This is a genomic window from Janthinobacterium leeuwenhoeki, assembly GCF_051380795.1.
In the GTDB taxonomy this organism is placed as follows: domain Bacteria; phylum Pseudomonadota; class Gammaproteobacteria; order Burkholderiales; family Burkholderiaceae_D; genus Janthinobacterium.
In genome coordinates, this window is record NZ_JBNYXT010000003.1 from 160,196 (window position 1) to 177,799 (window position 17,604).

A 17,604-nucleotide genomic window follows, 5' to 3' on the forward strand; every position below is an offset into this window, starting at 1 on the left:
CCCCGCGCAATGTGGCGTGTACTTGTATGTAGCACCTGAATTTTACAAATAAGAAACACGGCACAACCATGAAAATCACCATTATCGGCACGGGCTATGTGGGCCTCGTGACGGGCGCCTGCCTGGCGGAGCTGGGCAACGACGTCTTTTGCCTTGACCTGGACGCACAAAAGATCGCCTTGCTCAACAGTGGCGGCATCCCCATCCATGAACCGGGCCTGGAAGAAGTCGTGGCGCGCAACCGCGCCGCCGGCCGCATGACCTTTTCCACCGACGTCGAGGCTGCTGCCGCGCACGGCGTGATGCAATTCATCGCCGTCGGCACGCCGCCCGATGAAGACGGATCGGCCGACCTGCAATACGTGCTGGCGGCCGCGCGCGGCATCGGCAAGTACATGACGGACTTCAAGGTCATCGTCGACAAGTCGACGGTGCCCGTCGGCACGGCCGAAAAAGTGCGCGCCGCCATCCAGGGCGAACTCGATGCGCGCGGCGTGGCCGCCACGTTCTCGGTGGCGTCGAACCCGGAATTCCTCAAGGAAGGCGCGGCCGTCGAAGACTTCATGCGCCCGGACCGCATCGTCATCGGCTGCGACAGCACGCCGGACGGCGAGCGCGCGCGCGAATTGCTGAAAAGCCTGTACGCGCCATTCAACCGCAACCGCGAACGTACCTACTGGATGGACGTGCGTTCGGCCGAATTCACGAAGTATGCGGCCAACGCCATGCTGGCCACGCGTATTTCCTTCATGAATGAGCTGGCGAACCTGGCCGACAAGGTGGGCGTCGATATCGAAGCCGTGCGCCACGGCATCGGTTCCGACCCGCGTATCGGCCACAGCTTCCTGTACGCCGGTTGTGGCTATGGCGGTTCGTGCTTCCCGAAAGACGTGCAGGCGCTCGAGCGCACGGCGCGTGGCCACGGCCAGCAATTGCTGATCCTGCGCGCCGTCGAAGCCGTCAACGACCAGCAGAAGCAGGTGCTGGGCCGCAAAGTGGTCACTCGCTTCGGCGAAGATCTGACGGGCCGGCATTTCGCCGTGTGGGGCCTGGCCTTCAAGCCGAATACGGACGACATGCGCGAAGCGTCGGCCCGCGTGCTGCTGGCAGACTTGCTGGCGCGCGGCGCCACGGTAGCCGTCTACGATCCTGTCGCCATGGCCGAGGCAAAGCGGGTGCTGCAACTGGACTTGACGCCGGAGCAATTGGCCAAGGTGCACTTTGCCGACAGTCCGAAGGATGCGCTGCAGGACGCCGATGCGTTGGTTATCGTGACCGAATGGAAAGCCTTCCGCAGTCCCGACTTTGAACAGATCAAGGCGCGCCTGAAGCAGGCCGTGATCTTTGACGGGCGCAACCTGTTCGAGCCGGCCGTCATGGCCGAGAATGGCATCGAATACCACGGGATCGGTCGCTCGATCCTGACACGCGCATGAGCGCCCATGAGGTGGCAGCCTTGACGGCGCCAGCCGCATTAGCCCAGGTACGCCTGCTGGTGGTGGGCGATGTCATGCTCGACCGCTACTGGTTCGGCGACGTCAGCCGTATTTCGCCGGAAGCACCCGTGCCCATCGTGCGCATCGAGAAGCGCGAGGAGCGCCTCGGTGGCGCGGCCAACGTGGCGCGCAACGCGGCCGCGCTGGGAGCGAAGACGAGCTTGCTGGGCGTCGTCGGCGACGACGAGGCCGGCAGCCAGGTCGAGCGCCTGCTCGAGGGCGGCGGCATCCACAGCTACCTGCAGCGCGATGCGGCCATTTCCACCATCATCAAGCTGCGCGTGATCGGCCGCCAGCAGCAGATGCTGCGCATCGATTTCGAGGATGCGCCCAGCGATACGGTGCTGCGCGACAAGCTCAAGCAATTCAATGCGCTGCTGCCACACTATGATGTGGTGGTCATGTCCGATTACGCCAAAGGCAGTCTGGTGAATGTGGCCGAGATGATCAAGGCCGCCAGGGCAGCTGGCAAGATCGTCATGGTCGACCCGAAAGGCGATGATTTCAGCCGCTATGCGGGGGCGTCAGTGCTCACTCCGAACAAGTCCGAACTGCGCCGCGTGATCGGCAACTGGAGCACGGAAGAGCAACTCACGGAACGCGCGCAGCAGATGCGCGCGCAACTGGGCCTGGACGCCTTGTTGCTGACGCGCTCGGAAGAGGGCATGAGCTTGTACACGGCCGATGAGGTCGTGCACATGCCGACCGATGCACGCGAAGTGTTCGACGTCTCGGGCGCTGGCGACACGGTGATCGCCACCATGGCGGCCATGCTGGGCGCCGGCATGAACCTGGGCGACGCCGTGCGCACGGCCAACCGCGCCGGCGGCATCGTCGTCGGCAAGCTGGGCACGGCCACCGTCACCCGCGAAGAGCTGTTCCCGCAGTAAATATGCTGTATCACCTGCGCTGGTCCGTTTGATCTGGCGCAGGTTCCCCCACCGTTTCGCCGTCCCGTCTTGTCAACCGTATCACGCCACAGCCGTTAAAGCCCTTAAGGCGCTGTTCCTCCTTTGCGTTCGAGTCATCTTGAAACCACATCACGGAGAGATACCCATGTTCAAAAAAATACTGCTGGCCATCGCCACCCTGATCGCGACGATGGGCTTTGCCTTTGCCCAGGTCGATGTCAACAAGGCGGACCAGGCGGCACTCGACAGCGTCAAGGGCATTGGCCCCGTCACGTCGCAAGCCATCATCGATGAACGCGCCAAGGGCGGCGCCTTCAAGGATTGGGCCGATTTCGAAAGCCGCGTAAAAGGCATCGGCCCGAAAAGTTCCGTGAAGCTGTCGGAAGCAGGCTTGCAAGTGAACGGTCAGGCCAAGTCCGGCGCGCCAGCGGCGCCCGCCCCGGCGGCGAAAGCGGCCCCGGCAAAAAAGGACACTGCTGTGAAGGAAGTTGCAGCGAAAGAAGCCGCACCGAAGCCAGCTGCTGCGACCGACACCGCTGCGGCGCCAGTCAAGACGGCCGCTGAAACGAAGAAAGAAGCTGCTGCCGCGAAGAAAGAAGCCAAGGCCGCCGCCGCTGCTGCGAAAAAAGAAGCCGCCGCCGCCAAGGTGGTGCCGGCTGCCGCCGTGGCGCCTGCTGCCGCAGCGGCCGATGCCGCGCCCGTGAAATCGGCTGCCGAAACGAAGCAGGAAGCCGCTGCCGCGAAGAAAGCGGCAACAGCCGCCAAGAAAGAAGCCAAGGCTGCGGAAGCGGCTGCGAAGAAGGAAGCCAAACTGGCTGCTGCCGACGCGAAGAAGGCCGAAGCCGAGAAAAAGTAAGCGTGTTGCTGTGAAGCGTGTTGCGTGGTGGTGCCGCGCAGCACGAGAAGAAAACCCCGCGTGGTACCGGCCGCGCGGGGTTTTTTTTATGTGCCTACAGCTGCGATTCGATGGGCAGCCAGCGCATCACGGACACCAGCATGCGGCGCCAGACGCCCGCTTCGGGATCGTGCGTCCACACCTTGGCGCGCCCGCGTTTTTGCCGGCGTGCAAGGCGCCGATGGGAATGACGGCGCGGCTGTTCCAGAAACGGTCGAAGATGTCGCTCGTCTGTTGTACGGCAGGGCCCACCAGCAGCAAGTCCGCATCCTGGAAATTGACTTGTTCGGCGGCATCGAAGTACTCATCGCCGATATTGCGTCCGCCGACGAGGGCGACCCTGCCGTCGACGATCCAGGCTGTGCATGCGCCGGTTCAGGCTGACGGCGCGCAAGGCCATTTCCGTGGCGCGCATCCAGATGCCGTCGCGGTTGCGGCCCGGGTTAAACATGCGCACGTCGATCAGCGGATGGCTGTCGAGCGCGAGGATGGCGGCGTCCTGGCCCCGTGCATTGATATCGTCGAGCAATACCCGCACGCGCGCGCTCAGGGCGCGCAGGGCGAACGCTTCCAGATTGTCGTCGATCAGCGCCGTGCCGCTGTGGCCGGGCCGCTGCGCCAGTTGTGGCGCCAGCACGCGGTCGAGCAGGGTGGCATCCATCGTCACGGGCAAGGCCTTGCCCGGCGCCCCCCAGCGAACGCTCGGCGAAACGCCCGTAGCTGTACAGGGCGGCGATGCTGAGCACGGCAAACAAGGTGGCCAGCAGCAGCAATTTGACGAGCATGCGGCGCACCGTCAGCGCACTGCGGGCATGCTGCGGGACGAGGAAAGCCTGGCGCTGTGGGACATGCGGTCTCTTTCAGCTGGATGGCAACAGCCGATTGTAGCAGTTTCTAAATGCACGATTTTCAGGCCGCGCCGGCCGGCAGCCGCGCCAGGAAGCCGTGAATCTGCGACACCACGGCCGCCCCTTCACCGACGGCGGCGGCCACGCGCTTGGTCGAGCCGGCCCGCACGTCGCCGATGGCAAACACGCCCGGCACGCTCGTTTCCAGCGCGGCCCGGTCCGGCAAGTCGGGGGCATACACTACGTGACCGTGGCCATGGGCGCGGCATTCGGCGCGCGTGACGTCGAAGCCCGTGCGGATGAAGCCCTGTTCGTCGACGGCGACGGCGCAGTCGTGCAGCCAATCCGTGTTCGGATCGGCGCCGACGAAGAGAAACACGCGGCGCACGGCGCAATCGGCTTCTTCGCCCGTGCGGTTGTTGCGCCAGCGCACCTCCGTCAAGCCATCGTCGTCGCCTTCGAGGGCGATGATTTCCGTGTGCGTGTGCAGGCTGATATTGGGCGTGGCTGCGATGCGCTCGATCAAATAGCTCGACATGCTGGCCGCCAGCCCTTCGCCGCGGATCAGCATATGGACTTTGGCGGCGTGGCCGGAGAGAAATACGGCTGCCTGGCCGGCCGAATTGCCGCCGCCGACGAGGATGATCTCTTCCTGCCGGCACAGCTTGGCTTCGATGGGCGAGGCCCAGTAGTACACGCCCCGTCCCTCGTACGTTTTCAGGTTCGCCAGCGAGGGGCGGCGGTAGCGCGCGCCGCAGGACAGCACCACCGTGCGGGCGCGCACCTGCGTGCCGTCGCACAGATTGATGCGCAGGGGCCAGGTGTCGCACAGCAAGTTGGCGGCGCTGGCTGGCGTGGCAATCTCGACGCCGAATTTTTGTGCCTGCACATAGGCGCGCCCGGCCAAGGCCCGGCCAGAGATACCGGTGGGAAAGCCCAGGTAATTTTCGATGCGCGCGCTGGCGCCCGCCTGGCCGCCATACGCGCGCTGTTCCAGCGCCAGCACCGATAAACCTTCGGAGGCCGCATACACGGCCGTGGCCAGGCCGGCAGGGCCGGCGCCCACCACCAGCACGTCAAAAATCTTGTCGCCGGACAGATCGGGCAGCATGCCCAGGCAGCGTCCCAGTTCCGCATTGCCGGGATTTTTCATGATCTTGCCGTCTGGGCAGACTATCAGCGGCCAATCCTGCGGCGTGGGCTGGTAGCGCTCGGCCAGCGCGGCGGCGGCCGCATCGGTGGCCGGATCGAGCACCGTGTGCGGATGACCATTGCTCGATAAAAAGCTTTGCAGGTGGAACAGGTTGCCATTGCCGCGCGGACCCACCAACACGGGGCCGCCTGAATTCGATTCGATCAGCGCCACGCGGCGCAGGATCAGGGCGCGCACGATGCGTTCGCCCATCTCCGCTTCGGCCACGATCAGCGCGCGCAAGGATTCCGAGCTGATGTCGAGCAATTCCACCGCGCCCACGGCGCTGCCGTTGACGAGGGTGGGGCGGCCGGACAATTGCGCCACCTCGGCAATGAAGTGGCCGACGCCCACTTCGCGCAACAGTGACGCCTGCCCCAGTACTTCGTGGCGTTTGATGCTGACTCGTCCGGACAGTATCACCAGCATGCCGAAGCTGCTGCTGCCCGCCTCGAACAGCCTGTCGCCATCGGCAAAGCGCTGCAGCGTGCCATAGCGCTGCAAGCGCTGCAGTTCGAGCGCATTGAAAACGGGCGAGATCTGGTGGCTGCGGCCCTGCAAGTCGAGCGTGGCGAACTGGACGGGATCGTCCTGCGTCGTTTCGGGAATGAATTCGGGTGTGCTGCTGGCCATGGCGAGTCCGTTCGGAGACTGAATAAGCAAATAACAAAAATAACTAACAGTGACGAGTCTAGCGCATGCGGCGCGCGCCTGCGGCAATACCCCTTGCGCACGCCCGGAAATGGCAGCGCGGCAGGCGCCGTGCGGCCAATGGCGGCGCAGCCGGACGCGCATGCGGGCCCGGATGCCGCTGCCGATGAGCGATACGCCGTCCAGCATCTCATATTAGAATGGGTCTTTGTTGAATCTACCCAAACAGACACGATGGCTTACAAGACACTTGAAGATACGATAGGCAATACTCCGCTGGTGCAGCTGACGCGCTTGCCGGGTGCCGATGCGCTGGCGCGCAACAACGTCATCCTGGGCAAGCTGGAGGGCAATAATCCGGCTGGCTCCGTGAAGGATCGCGCCGCCATGTCCATGCTCAAGCGCGCTGAAGAGCGCGGCGTCATCAAGCCAGGCGATACCCTGATCGAGGCGACCAGCGGCAATACGGGCATCGCGCTGGCCATGGCTGCCGCCTTGCGCGGCTACAAGATGCTGCTCTTGATGCCGGATAACCTCAGCGTGGAGCGCCGCCAGAGCATGGCCGCCTACGGTGCCGACATTTTATTGACGCCGAGGACGGGGGGCATGGAATATGCCCGCGACCTGGCCGAGCAGATGCAGAAGGATGGCCGTGGCATCATCCTTGACCAGTTCGCCAACGAAGACAATGCGCGCGCCCACTACGAAAGCACGGGACCGGAAATCTGGCGCGATACCAATGGCCGGGTCACGCATTTCGTCAGCGCCATGGGCACGACGGGTACCATCATGGGCGTGTCGCGCTATTTGAAGGAACAGAATCCCGCCATCCAGATCATCGGCGCCCAGCCCGAGGATGGATCGCAGATTCCCGGCATCCGCAAGTGGCCGGAAGCGTACTTGCCGAAAATTTACGACAAGTCGCGCGTGGACCAGGTGGAATACGTAAGCCAGGGCGTAGCCGAGCGCATGGCGCGCAGCCTGGCGGCGGAAGAGGGCTTGTTCTGTGGCATTTCGGCAGCTGGCGCCTGCGAAATCGCGCTGCGTATCTCGCAAACGGTGGAAAACGCGACCATCGTGTTCATCGTCTGCGATCGCGGCGACCGTTACTTATCGACGGGTGTATTCCCAGCCTGATCGTGCAATTTTAAAATGGAAATTCGGGTCGGCCAGGACGGCCTGAAAACTACCCCCTCCCCAGGAAGGGGAGGGAAAACCTGCGAAACTGGCAGGATCAGCCTTGTGGCGTTTCGCCTTCTTTTGGCTTGAATTGCTTGTCGCTGATGCGGAATTTGTTGCGGCGGTCACCCATCAGGTAACGCAGGTCGCGGATGCTCAGGTCGCTGACTTCGTGCATGCGGATCAGCAGCGATGCGCCGACCGGCAGGCGGTGGTGGCGGATTTTGCTGATGACTGGTGGCGCTACTTCCAGCGCGCGCGACAGGGCTGCGTCGTTTTTCAGGCGCAGGTTTTCGATCAGGGTATCGAGCAATCTGTTTGGGTTGTACTGCAGCAGATCGTCGGAGTCCGAATCGCTGTTCATATCAATACCGACTTGATTTGTCATGATGTTAATGTTCCTTCTGTAGTTGCACTGCAAAGTAAAAAACACTCGGAGCTCGCTCTTGCTGCGTTCATGTTCATTCTTTACTAAAAGGAACGAATTCACACACGGTACGATCCGGGATACAGTTTTTCATGATATATACACAATTGTACAGCAGGATTCAATTTCAGGCTGGAAAGCCTGAAAATCTTGCTTTGTACAAAAATGGTGTTGTCTTGTTGCAACACCTATTTATTCTTTATTATGCTCTATGATAGAGCAAAAATTGTACTTTGACAAAAGTTAAGTATAAAACCATTTCTGTATTCCGTGCCGCACAAAGGCTGGCGAGCGAGGCTGGCTCATGTTATCGGCCCTACCATAGACTTGTTTGCTGGTCGCTTCAACATCGCTTACGCTTTCTTACAAGTAATATTATAACTTTACACTGACTTTCGGTTAGCGTGCGCGCACTTGACTGATGGCTTTACCCAAGTCGATGACTGACATGGCATAAAAATAACTTCTGTTGTACTGAGTTATAGCAAAGAAGTTATTGCTTGCCAAGTGATACTCAGTTGCCTCTGAACCATTTTGCAGATCGATCAAGCCGAACAATATGTTCTGCGGCGTGGACGGGCCGGCACTCACGCCAGCTTCCTGCAATTCCGCCAGCCGGTACTTCGCCTGCAAGCCCTGGCCGATGAATTTTTCCCAGGCGCGGCTGGCCGAAACGGTGACGCGATACGTGCTGATGGCCGGGTCATCGCGCCGCCAGCCGTGCTCGACGAGGAAATGCGCGACGCTGCCGATGGCGTCGGCCGTGGAATTGCGCAGGTCGATGTGACTATCGCCATCGAAGTCCACCGCATATTTCATGATGCTGCTGGGCATGAACTGGGGCAGGCCGATGGCGCCCGCATACGAGCCGAGCAGGGTCAAAGGATCGATGCCATCCTTGCGCGCGTACAGCAGCGCGTTTTCCAGTTCTCCCTTGAAAAACTGCATGCGCGCTTCCCGCGTCGGGCTTTCCGGATAGGAAAACGCCAGGGTGGTCAGCGCGTCGAGCACGCGGAAGCGTCCCGTGTTGCGTCCGTACACGGTTTCCACGCCGATGATGCCGACGATGATTTCGGCCGGCACGCCATAATCGCGTTCGGCACGCGCCAGCGCTTCCGCGTTCTCTTCCCAGAATTTCACACCCGCATTGATGCGCACCGGCTCGATGAAGCGGGCGCTGTAGGCTTGCCAGTTCTTGGGCTTGCCCGGCGGCGCCGGCTTCATCAGCTGTACGGTCGATTCGACATAGCGCACCTTACCGATCAGGGTATCGAGTTCGGCGGGGTCAAAGCCATGCTTGGCGGACATCTCGTCGAGGAAGGCGCGGACTTCTTTCCAGTTGGCATAGTCGACAAATTCGCCTTCGAAGTCGAATTTCGCCGGTGCTTTCTTCGCCGCCGGCTTGCCGGCCACCTTTTTGACGGGCTGGGCCTTGGCCGCGCGCACGGCACGGGCGCGGTCGGCAGCGGAAATATTGCTGTTTTCGCCAGCGTGCGCGGTGGACAGGCACAGGGGAAGGGAGAGGAGCAGGAACAGGGCGGAGGTTTTGATCGGTAACAAGGAGCGTCTCATCGGCATTGGGTTAACAGGCGGCGCAAGCTGCGCCGCGCGCGGAGTTGTTCGTCTGGGTTGGCATTACCATACTTCATCGCAGCATAGATTGCCAGAAACTGTGCGATGGCGGCGTGCGCCTCGGGCGTGGCTTTGCCAGCGGCCAGCCGGGCAGCATAACCGTGCGGGCCCTCATGCGGCGCACGGCTGTAGCCGCGCCGCGCCTGCTGTTGGCAAAACTGCGCGTACACGGCGTCGAACGGATCGCCTTGCCGCGCCTGCCGCCACCACACCAGTGCGCCCGCCATGGCGGCCAGCAGGGCCAGCACGGCGCAAGCGAGTGCCAGCTCGTGCGCTGGCAAGTTTTTCAAGCCATCGAGCATGGCTCGCTGGCGTTGCGGCGTGGTGTCGAGCACCCAGCTGCTCCAGGCGTGCTCGGCCTGCTGCCATTGCTGGCGCCACGCGGCAACCGCCCCGTGCGCGCCGCCATCGAGGCCGGCCAGGGCGCGCCACGCCGTCAGTGGCGACGGGGCCGGTGGCAGGGCGGCATCGAGGTTGCGCTCCGTGCGCAGGGGCGCGACGGCGCTGGTGGGATCGACGCGCACCCAGCCCCGGCCCGCCAGCCACACTTCGCTCCAGGCATGGGCGTCGGACTGGCGCACGCTCAGGCTGTTGTCCGTGCCGTTGCGCAGGCCGCCCTGGTAGCCCGTGACGACGCGCGCGGGAATGCCCATGGCGCGCATCAGCACGACAAAGCTGCCCGCGTAGTGTTCGCAAAAGCCCGCTTGCGTGGTAAACAGGAAGTCATCGACGCCATGCTTGCCCAGCAGCGGTGGCTGCAAAGTGTAGCGGAAAGGCGCGCGGCGGAAGTGTTCAAACACGGCGGCGATGGCGTCGGCGGGCGCCAGTGCCTGCGCGCCGTGGCCGCGCAAGGCGCGGGCCCAGGCCACGCTGCGCGGATTGCTGCCAGTAGGCAAGGCCAGCCAGGGCTGTTGCTGCGCGACCGACAAGCCTGCCTGCAGCCGGTAACGTGGCTGGGAACTGACGCGGTAACGCACGGTCGAAGTAATAGGCTGTATGGTCAGCACTTCCAGCGCGGACGACACGACATACGGATTGCCGGGCAAGCGCTCGATGCTGCGCGGCACGTCGAGCGCGAAGATGCGCCGCTGGCCGCTCGCTTGCAAGGTGATTTCGTAGTGACTGGGCTGGCCTTCCAGGGCGATGTCTATCCGGCTGTCGCCGGCAGGCGCGCGCCCCTTTGCACCCCTGCGTGTCCAGGTGGCGCCGTCGTAGTCGCCCAGCACCACGCCGCGCCAATACAGCTGGTCTTGCGGCGGGAGCGGCGTGGAAAAGCGGGCCGTGAAGACGGGTTCGCCCGACAGGGCCAGCGAGGCGATGGCGCCCGGCTGCATGCTGTCGGACAAGCCGGTGCGCGCCTGCGCGCTGTCTTGTGCGGCGCCCCACAGGGGGCCGTCGACGCGTGGCACGGCAAGAAACATCACGGCCGACAGGGGAAGGGCCAGCGCCAGCATGCGTCCCAGCAACTTTAACCGTTGCGCCAGGCGCGGCTGCACGGCGCCATACTGGGCCGACAGCAGGCCGGACAGCAGGACGATGACGGTGGCCAGCATCCAGGCGGCGCTGAGGATGTCTTGCGCATGAAAGAAGTTTGCCAACAGGAGGAAAAAACTGAGGAAGACGAAGACGAAGATATCGCGCCGGCCATGCATTTCCAGCGATTTCAAGGCCAGCAGCAGGGCCAGCATGGCTACGCCCGCGTCGCGTCCCAGCACGCTGCCGTAGCTGGCGTAGACGGCGGCGATGCCGAGCAAGGCCAGCGGCGCGAGCAGGGCTAGTTGCGGCTGGCGCCGGCCCCGCACGGTGATGACGGCGCGCCACAGCAGGAGGGTCGCAGCGGCGGCTGATAGCCACGGGGGCAGGTGCAGCGCGTGCGGCGCCAGCACCATGGCGGCGGCCAGCAACAGCAGCACAATGTCGGCCTTCTCGCGCGGCAAGTTGGTCAGCCATTGCCTCATGCCATGGCCTGATTCTGCGGCAAATCTTGCGGCAAATTTTGTGGCAAATCGTGCAGGGCCAGCGCGCGCAGGCAGGCATCGCGCTGGCTGGCGCCCAGGGCCGGCGCCAAGGTCAGCGTGCCCAGGTGCAAGCCATACGGCAGACCCGTGCGTTCCGCCTGCAGCACCCAGGCGGCCAGGCGCGACAGGCGCGCTTCCGGCGCCAGCGCGTGCAGGGCGGCGTGTTCGAGCACGATGCTGCCACGGGCTGCGCCCGATTGCGCGTCGGCGGCTGGCTGGAATTGCTTGCTGAATACATGCTCGCCATCATGGCGGGCGATCTGGCGCCATGCCAGGCGGTGCCATGGGTCGCCGGGCTGGTAGGTGTGCACGCCCGCCAGTTCCAGGGCGCCATCGGACGAGTCGGGCGAGCCTGGCTGCCGTGTTTGCTGTGCCTGCCGTACCGTGCCAGCCGGCAAGGGCAGCGGCGGCGCATTGCGCTCGGGCTGCGGATACACGAGCACGCGCGCTTCGGGTTGCCAATGGCACCAGGCAACAAACAGGCCCAGCGGGAAACTGCCCGACAGGCGCAGCGGCGGGGCAATGAGCCAGCCGCGTTGCCGCGCCGCGACGACAATGCTGACTGCCGTTTCCCCGTGGGCATCGATATCGGCCAGGCTGGACGCTGCAGTGGAATGGATCACGGCCAGCTGGATTGCATGGCGCGGGCGCGCGCTGCGGTTGATCAGGCGCAAGGTGAATGTGGCCTGGCTGCCGGCGAACACGGGTTGGCCCGGCGTGGCGGCCAGCGCCAGGCCCGCCAGGTTGCGGCTGGCAAACAGCATGTCGGCGATGGCACAGGAGGCCGCGAAATACGTCAGCGCGTAACCCAGGCCCAGATGGTAATTGACGGCGGCGATCCACAGTGCCAGCAGCAGCGCGGCAAAGGCCAGGCCTGCGCGCGAAGGGCGGATGTGCACGCGCTGCGCGCCCAGCCAGGGGCGCGCCGGCAGCCATCGGATATTGCGCAGGCGCACGGTGCTCAGACGGGAGTCGCCAGCAGCAATTGCTGCAGCAGCGCGCGGCTATCCAAAGACCCTTGCGCCGCATGCAGGCGGTGGGCGCAGACGGGAATCAGCACGGCTTGCACATCGTCGGGCGTGACGTGGTCGCGTCCCGCCAGGGCGGCCCAGGCGCGCGCCGCCTGCAGCAAGGCCAGCGCGGCGCGCGGGCTCAGGCCATCGGCAAACACGCCCGGCGCACGGGTGGCATGCACGAGGGCCAGCACGTAGTCGACGACGGCAGGCGCAGCGTGGATGGCGCGCAAGTTCGCTTGCGCCTGCAGCAATTCTTCCGCGTTCATGACGGCCGGCAAGGTTTGCAGCATGGCGCGGCGGTCGGCGCCCAGCAGCAATTCCCGTTCGGCGGCCACGTCGGGGTAGCCCAGGGTGACGCACATGAGAAAACGGTCGAGCTGCGATTCGGGCAGGGGGAAGGTACCCAGCTGGTGCGCGCAGTTTTGCGTGGCGATGACGAAAAACGGCTGCGGCAGCGCGCGCGTGACGCCGTCGAGCGTCACTTGCCGCTCTTCCATCGCTTCGAGCAAGCCTGATTGCGTCTTCGGCGTGGCGCGGTTGATCTCGTCGGCCAGCAGCACCTGCGTAAACAGGGGGCCAGGGTGGAAAATGAAACTGCCGCTGCCCCGGTCATATACGCTCATGCCGGCCACGTCGGCGGGCAGCAGGTCGCTGGTGAATTGCTGGCGCTTCCACTGCAAGCCCAGCGAGATGGCCAGCGCGTGCGCCAGGGTCGTCTTGCCCACGCCGGGCACGTCCTCGATCAGCAGGTGGCCGCCAGCCAGTACGCAGGCGAGGGTCTGGCGGATCTGCAAGTGTTTGCCGACGAGAACTTCGCCGATCTGCTGTGCGGCCTGGTGTATTTTCGAAAACATGCTATTTCTATCACAGTAAGACGGATTATTTAATTTACAATCGCTTTCGCCAGGTCAAGCCGTGCCGCCCGCCCGTGCCGCGCACGTGGTAGATTAGTGCAGCAGCGGCACAGACCGGCCAGTGATTTTATGCGAGAACGCGCAAGGCGAACAGGAATGCCATGCAGTGCTCCCAAAGAATGGACAGAGACAGAGGTAACCAGTACAGCGCATGAGCACAGCCATTTATACCCATCCCGATTGTCAGCGCCACGAAATGGGCGACTGGCATCCCGAATCGCCGGCCCGCTTGCAGGCCATCAACGATCAATTGATCCTCGCGCACATCAGCGACCTGGTCGAGCACCGGGACGGCGTGCGCGCGCAATTGTCCGATATCGAGCGCAACCACAGTGCCACGGCCATCGGCCTGGTGCGCGACAATGTACCGCCGGCCGGTGATTATTATCCGCTCGATGGCGACACCTTGCTCAACGCGCACAGCTACGACGCGGCGCTGGCGGCAGCTGGCTCGGCTGTGGCAGCCACGGACGCCGTCATCGATGGCGAGATCAGCAATGCCTTTTGCGCGATCCGCCCGCCTGGCCACCATGCGCGGCCCAGCGAACCCATGGGTTTTTGCCTGTTCAATAATATCGCCATCGCCGCCAAGCATGCGCTCGACGTGCGTGGGCTCGAGCGCGTTGCCATCGTCGACTTCGACGTACATCATGGCAATGGCACGGCCGAATCCGTGGCAAACGACCCGCGCATCCTGATGGTCAGCTTTTTCCAGCACCCGTTTTATCCGTATAGCGACGTGGAATCCTACACCGATACCCGCGTCAACGTGCCCGTACCGGCCCGCTCGAAAGGCGACGCCGTGCGCCAGTTGGTGCTCGACCATTGGCTGCCCGCGCTGCACCGGCAGCAGCCGCAGATGATTTTCATTTCCGCCGGTTTCGATGCCCACCGCGAAGACGACGTGGGCGGCATGGGCCTGGTGGAGGCCGACTACACGTGGATGACGCAGCAGATGATGGTCGTGGCCAATCAGTATGGCAAGGGCCGCATCGTCAGTTGCCTGGAAGGGGGCTACAACCTGTCGTCCCTGGGACGCAGCGTGGCCGCGCACGTGAAGGCGCTGGCGGAACTGTAAGGGTGGCGCTGTAAGGGCTGAGCTTTAACTACAGCAGGCTGGGACGGCTGCGGGAATTCGTGTGGCGGTGCGTCTGGTAGTCGAGCGCGTCGCCGGCCATGAAGCGGTGCCAGGCTTGTGTGTAGACGAGCGATGATTTATCCGCATCAAAACTGTCGAGTTGCAACATGTCGCGGTGGTGCTTGATTTCATTGACCAGTTGGTCATACAGCATCTGCAAGCCATAGCTGTCCGCGCTCTGGCGTTTCAGGCGCTCTTCCAGCTGCGCCACCTGTCCCTGCAACTGCCGGCATTCCTTCTTCCAGTCATTGCGCGGCATGCGCTTGGGCGCCGTGCCAGTGTGTTCCATCATCATATCAAACTATCCCCGTCGCATATTTCCCTGGCGGGAGCCAGCCTGGAAATAATTGCTTTTCATTTAAGAGGCGATATTAGAGCATACTTTTTGTTTCTTTCGGTAAATATAAAAATCCTTGTGGAAATAAATGACCCGGCTTCCCGGGGCGTATCACTGGCGCGGCGCTGCCTTCACGGGCGCTGCCGGGGCGGCTCCGGCCATTTTTCCGTCATCGGCATAGGTCAGTGTCAGCAGGGTATTGTCGTCCCAGCTCACGTCATGCAGCGGCGGCACGTAGCGCTGCCGGTCTTGCGTGACGCGGATCTCCAGCGTGCGTTCGCCCGAGCGCGCCTGCACGGCAAGCAGCTTGCGGGCCACGGGAAACGGCACATGGATCAGCGACGAATGGCACGGCCCGCCCGCCAGGCGGAACAGGTTGCGCCGGACAAAGGACAATTCATCCTGCTCGACGGCCCAGCGGATTTCGCATTCCAGGCGCAAGTCACCCAGGCGGCGCACATTCCGGGGCAGGCCCGGCGTGTGGATGTCGGCGCGCCAGCGCAAGGTGTCGCGCTTCTTGTTGCTGACCAGGTCGGCATTCGCATCGTAGGCGGTCTTGTCGCGCGACAAGGTGAAGCCGCCGTCCGCTGCCAGCGGCACGGGGATCGACAGGTTGTCGGCCGACAGATGCAGGGTCACGCCATCGAGCCTGGCCTGGGGCGTGGCGGGAATCAGCATGAAGCGCAGCGGCGCACCCGGCGCCAGGCGCTGGTGGTCGGCATACGCATCTAGCCCCTTGAGCATGGTGCGGTAGGGGCGCAGGTCGGGATCGCGCGTGCTTTGCACGTCGACAATCTGCTGCATTTCCTGGTTCACCGGGTCGCCTGGCGCCGCCGCTTGTTCCTGGGCCATGGCGGGCAGCAGGCAGGCGTAAAAGGCGGCGAGGAGGAAAAAGCGGGGAAAGTGCATGGAATGCGTGCCAGGTTAAGCGTGCGATGGGGAAGCCGGCCAGGCTGGACGGACTGCGGATCTTATCATTCATGTAACTGCCAAATTATCACCAATTGTCTCGTTCGTGTCGCACGGCTGGCGCTGGCGGCGGAAAATGGGACGTCGTGGCGGCAACCACGTAAAATAGCGGATTGACCGAACGATTTTGAAAGCAAGAGCATGGCGATACAATGGTACCCAGGACACATGAACGCGGCCCGCAAGAAAGCGGCCGAGACCATGGAGAACACCGATCTGGTGATTGAAGTGGTGGACGCGCGCCTGCCGGCAGCCAGCTGCAATCCGATGGTGGACGAGTTGCGCCTGTTCCGCCAGCGCCCTTGCCTGAAAATCCTCAACAAGACCGACTTGGCCGACCCTGCCGCCACTGCCGCCTGGGTAGCCTATTTCAATGCCCAGGAAGGCGTGACCGCGTATGCGATGACGACCAAGAAGCCGGGCGACGTGGCGCGCATCCCGGACTTGGCCAAGTCGCTGGCGCCACACCGCGGCGTGCCGACAAAGCCGCTGCGCATCATGATCATGGGCATCCCCAACGTGGGCAAATCGACCCTGATGAATGCGCTGCTGAAAAAACGCGTGGCGAAAGTCGGCGATGAGCCGGCCGTGACGAAAATGCAGCAAAAGCTGTATCTGGACAAGAACACCATCCTCGTCGACACGCCCGGCATGCTGTGGCCAAAGATCGCCATCCCCAGCGACGGCCTGATGCTGGCGGCCAGCCACGCCATCGGCTCGAACGCGCTGATCGAAGAGGAAGTGGCCGTGTTCCTGGCCGAGGAATTGCTCAAGCGCTACCCGGACTTGCTGGCGGCCCGCTACGGCACCAAGGTCGAGGAAGTCGATGCCATCGGCGTGGTCGAGGGCATCGCCGCCAAGCGCGGCTTCCGCATCAAGGGCGGCGACTACGATTTCGAGAAAGCCTCGCACACCTTGCTGCTCGACTACCGCAGCGGCATCCTGGGACGCATCTCGCTGGAAACGCCGGACACGCGCGCGGCCTTGCTGGCCCAGCACGCGGCCGAGATGGCGGAAAAAGCGGCCAAGGCAGCGGAGATTGCCGCCGAGAAGGCGAAGAATGCGGCGCGCGGCAAGCGCGGCACGTAAGTTGCCGCTTTACCAAGAAAAACGCCGCGACATGGCTGTCGCGGCGTTTTTTTTATGCGGCTGCGCCTTCTCCAAACCTGAAACTGGTCACCGCCAGCGCCCCAAAGAAATCCTCCTCGTGGTACACGACCTGCGCCGCTTCCTGTTCGGCCGCGCCGAGCGCCACCATCAGCGGCAGCAGATGGTCTTCCTGCGGATGGGCCTGGCGCGCGCCCGGTGCATGGTCCCAGGCCAGCAATTGCTCCAGCCTTTGTTCTGGCGGCAGGGCCATGGCCTGGCGTAGCCAGGCGTCGAACTGCTGCGAGGCGACGGCGCCTGCCTGGCCGAACTGGCGTAAGTTATGGTAGCTGAGGCCGCTGCCGAGTATCAGCACGCCTTGCCGGCGCAAGCTGGCCAGTGCGCGGCCCACCTCGATGTGCGTGAGCGGGTCGTAACCGTGTTTCAGCGACAATTGCACCAGCGGCATGTCGGCTTGCGGGTAGATGGGAAACAGGGCGCTGAAGGTGCCGTGGTCGAACCCACGCTCATGGTCCAGGCGTGCCGGATGGCCGTTTGCATCGAGCAACTGCTTGACTTGCGCCGCCAGTTCCGGCGCGCCGGGCGCCGGGTACTGGATCTGATACGTGTGCGGCGGAAAGCCCGAATAATCGTAGATCATGCCCGGCCGGGGACTGGCCGAGACGAGGAATTGCGGCCCTTCCCAGTGCGCCGTGACCACCAGCACGGCTGTCGGCCGCGCGCCGATCTGGCGCGGGATATCCTGCAGGGACGCTTCGAGTACGTCGTAGCGGCCGCCGAACTGGTCTTTCATGAACGGCCACGGGCCGCCGCCGTGCGACAGGAAGTAAGTAGGGAAGGTGTGCTCTTGCATGGCGGCTCCGGAGTGGAATGA

At 63.6% G+C, this 17,604-nt stretch carries 16 protein-coding genes; 6 read left to right on the forward strand and 10 right to left on the reverse strand.

Annotated elements, in window-relative coordinates:
- The first annotated feature begins 68 nt into the window (after positions 1-68).
- The 3 genes from ACQ4WS_RS04130 to ACQ4WS_RS04140 all read left to right on the forward strand — a co-directional run bounded on the left by ACQ4WS_RS04130 (position 69) and on the right by ACQ4WS_RS04140 (position 3,263).
- Positions 69-1,436 (forward strand): UDP-glucose dehydrogenase family protein, encoded by a 1,368-nt coding sequence (locus ACQ4WS_RS04130; protein WP_436473906.1) that lies wholly within the window; start codon positions 69-71, stop codon positions 1,434-1,436.
- On the forward strand, positions 1,433-2,386 hold the full coding sequence (rfaE1, locus tag ACQ4WS_RS04135) for a D-glycero-beta-D-manno-heptose-7-phosphate kinase (RefSeq protein ID WP_436473908.1): 954 nt from the start codon (positions 1,433-1,435) through the stop codon (positions 2,384-2,386). Before ACQ4WS_RS04130 ends, rfaE1 begins: the two co-directional genes overlap by 4 nt.
- Positions 2,387-2,552: 166 nt before the next feature.
- The gene (locus tag ACQ4WS_RS04140) at positions 2,553-3,263 is read left to right on the forward strand and encodes a ComEA family DNA-binding protein (protein ID WP_436473910.1); all 711 of its coding nucleotides are present in this window, start codon (positions 2,553-2,555) and stop codon (positions 3,261-3,263) included.
- 343 nt (positions 3,264-3,606) lie between these two features.
- Here the strand turns inward: ACQ4WS_RS04140 and ACQ4WS_RS04145 are convergent, their stop codons facing one another.
- Positions 3,607-3,969, reverse strand: a complete 363-nt coding sequence (locus tag ACQ4WS_RS04145; RefSeq protein WP_436473911.1) for a phospholipase D-like domain-containing protein — start codon at positions 3,967-3,969, stop codon at positions 3,607-3,609.
- A gap of 242 nt (positions 3,970-4,211) precedes the next feature.
- A complete protein-coding gene (locus tag ACQ4WS_RS04150; protein ID WP_436473913.1) occupies positions 4,212-5,975 on the reverse strand; it encodes an FAD-dependent oxidoreductase in 1,764 nt (587 codons plus the stop codon).
- Positions 5,976-6,227: 252 nt separating this feature from the next.
- Here ACQ4WS_RS04150 and cysM point away from each other — a divergent pair, with 252 nt between their 5' ends.
- Positions 6,228-7,130 carry a cysteine synthase CysM gene (cysM, locus tag ACQ4WS_RS04155; RefSeq protein ID WP_436473915.1) on the forward strand — a complete coding sequence of 301 codons (903 nt, stop codon included), beginning with the start codon at positions 6,228-6,230 and terminating at the stop codon, positions 7,128-7,130.
- Between the two features lie 97 nt (positions 7,131-7,227).
- Here the strand turns inward: cysM and ACQ4WS_RS04160 are convergent, their stop codons facing one another.
- The 5 genes from ACQ4WS_RS04160 to ACQ4WS_RS04180 form a co-directional block, all read right to left on the reverse strand.
- Positions 7,228-7,560: a hypothetical protein gene (locus ACQ4WS_RS04160; RefSeq protein WP_034751784.1), complete on the reverse strand. Its 333-nt coding sequence runs from the start codon at positions 7,558-7,560 to the stop codon at positions 7,228-7,230.
- Positions 7,561-7,998: 438 nt separating this feature from the next.
- Positions 7,999-9,177, reverse strand: a complete 1,179-nt coding sequence (gene mltB / locus ACQ4WS_RS04165; RefSeq protein ID WP_436473917.1) for a lytic murein transglycosylase B — start codon at positions 9,175-9,177, stop codon at positions 7,999-8,001.
- The gene (locus ACQ4WS_RS04170; protein ID WP_436473918.1) at positions 9,168-11,189 is read right to left on the reverse strand and encodes a transglutaminase TgpA family protein; all 2,022 of its coding nucleotides are present in this window, start codon (positions 11,187-11,189) and stop codon (positions 9,168-9,170) included. Before ACQ4WS_RS04170 ends, mltB begins: the two co-directional genes overlap by 10 nt.
- Positions 11,186-12,205, reverse strand: coding sequence for a DUF58 domain-containing protein (locus ACQ4WS_RS04175; protein WP_436473920.1), 1,020 nt, complete (start codon positions 12,203-12,205; stop codon positions 11,186-11,188). Before ACQ4WS_RS04175 ends, ACQ4WS_RS04170 begins: the two co-directional genes overlap by 4 nt.
- A 5-nt stretch (positions 12,206-12,210) precedes the next feature.
- Entirely contained in the window at positions 12,211-13,119 is a 909-nt protein-coding gene (locus ACQ4WS_RS04180; protein WP_436473921.1) for an AAA family ATPase, read from the reverse strand.
- Positions 13,120-13,330: 211 nt separating this feature from the next.
- Here ACQ4WS_RS04180 and ACQ4WS_RS04185 point away from each other — a divergent pair, with 211 nt between their 5' ends.
- A complete protein-coding gene (locus tag ACQ4WS_RS04185; RefSeq protein WP_436473923.1) occupies positions 13,331-14,257 on the forward strand; it encodes a histone deacetylase family protein in 927 nt (308 codons plus the stop codon).
- A 28-nt stretch (positions 14,258-14,285) separates the two neighbouring features.
- On the opposite strand, the gene ACQ4WS_RS04190 is transcribed toward ACQ4WS_RS04185, so the two are convergent.
- Complete coding sequence (locus ACQ4WS_RS04190) at positions 14,286-14,612, reverse strand: hypothetical protein (RefSeq protein WP_436473925.1); 327 nt, start codon at positions 14,610-14,612, stop codon at positions 14,286-14,288.
- Between the two features lie 153 nt (positions 14,613-14,765).
- Positions 14,766-15,563 carry a hypothetical protein gene (locus ACQ4WS_RS04195; protein WP_436473927.1) on the reverse strand — a complete coding sequence of 266 codons (798 nt, stop codon included), beginning with the start codon at positions 15,561-15,563 and terminating at the stop codon, positions 14,766-14,768.
- A 228-nt stretch (positions 15,564-15,791) separates the two neighbouring features.
- Between ACQ4WS_RS04195 and ylqF the strand changes: the two genes are divergently transcribed.
- The gene (ylqF, locus tag ACQ4WS_RS04200) at positions 15,792-16,712 is read left to right on the forward strand and encodes a ribosome biogenesis GTPase YlqF (protein WP_436474095.1); all 921 of its coding nucleotides are present in this window, start codon (positions 15,792-15,794) and stop codon (positions 16,710-16,712) included.
- Positions 16,713-16,764: 52 nt separating this feature from the next.
- Here ylqF and ACQ4WS_RS04205 read toward each other — a convergent pair whose 3' ends face one another.
- Positions 16,765-17,583, reverse strand: a complete 819-nt coding sequence (locus ACQ4WS_RS04205) for a DODA-type extradiol aromatic ring-opening family dioxygenase (RefSeq protein ID WP_436473929.1) — start codon at positions 17,581-17,583, stop codon at positions 16,765-16,767.
- Between the last annotated feature and the right edge of the window lie 21 nt (positions 17,584-17,604).

Excerpts from the sequence above, each read along its gene's own strand:
- ACQ4WS_RS04140 (WP_436473910.1), top strand. The coding sequence starts at position 2,553 with ATGTTCAAAAAAATACTGCTGGCCATCGCCACCCTGATCGCGACGATG.
- ACQ4WS_RS04205 (WP_436473929.1), bottom strand. The coding sequence starts at position 17,583 with ATGCAAGAGCACACCTTCCCTACTTACTTCCTGTCGCACGGCGGCGGC.
- mltB (WP_436473917.1), bottom strand. The coding sequence starts at position 9,177 with ATGCCGATGAGACGCTCCTTGTTACCGATCAAAACCTCCGCCCTGTTC.
- ACQ4WS_RS04150 (WP_436473913.1), bottom strand. The coding sequence starts at position 5,975 with ATGGCCAGCAGCACACCCGAATTCATTCCCGAAACGACGCAGGACGAT.
- ACQ4WS_RS04190 (WP_436473925.1), bottom strand. The coding sequence starts at position 14,612 with ATGATGATGGAACACACTGGCACGGCGCCCAAGCGCATGCCGCGCAAT.
- ACQ4WS_RS04195 (WP_436473927.1), bottom strand. The coding sequence starts at position 15,563 with ATGCACTTTCCCCGCTTTTTCCTCCTCGCCGCCTTTTACGCCTGCCTG.
- ACQ4WS_RS04160 (WP_034751784.1), bottom strand. The coding sequence starts at position 7,560 with ATGACAAATCAAGTCGGTATTGATATGAACAGCGATTCGGACTCCGAC.
- ACQ4WS_RS04185 (WP_436473923.1), top strand. The coding sequence starts at position 13,331 with ATGAGCACAGCCATTTATACCCATCCCGATTGTCAGCGCCACGAAATG.
- rfaE1 (WP_436473908.1), top strand. The coding sequence starts at position 1,433 with ATGAGCGCCCATGAGGTGGCAGCCTTGACGGCGCCAGCCGCATTAGCC.
- ylqF (WP_436474095.1), top strand. The coding sequence starts at position 15,792 with ATGAACGCGGCCCGCAAGAAAGCGGCCGAGACCATGGAGAACACCGAT.
- ACQ4WS_RS04170 (WP_436473918.1), bottom strand. The coding sequence starts at position 11,189 with ATGAGGCAATGGCTGACCAACTTGCCGCGCGAGAAGGCCGACATTGTG.
- cysM (WP_436473915.1), top strand. The coding sequence starts at position 6,228 with ATGGCTTACAAGACACTTGAAGATACGATAGGCAATACTCCGCTGGTG.
- ACQ4WS_RS04180 (WP_436473921.1), bottom strand. The coding sequence starts at position 13,119 with ATGTTTTCGAAAATACACCAGGCCGCACAGCAGATCGGCGAAGTTCTC.
- ACQ4WS_RS04130 (WP_436473906.1), top strand. The coding sequence starts at position 69 with ATGAAAATCACCATTATCGGCACGGGCTATGTGGGCCTCGTGACGGGC.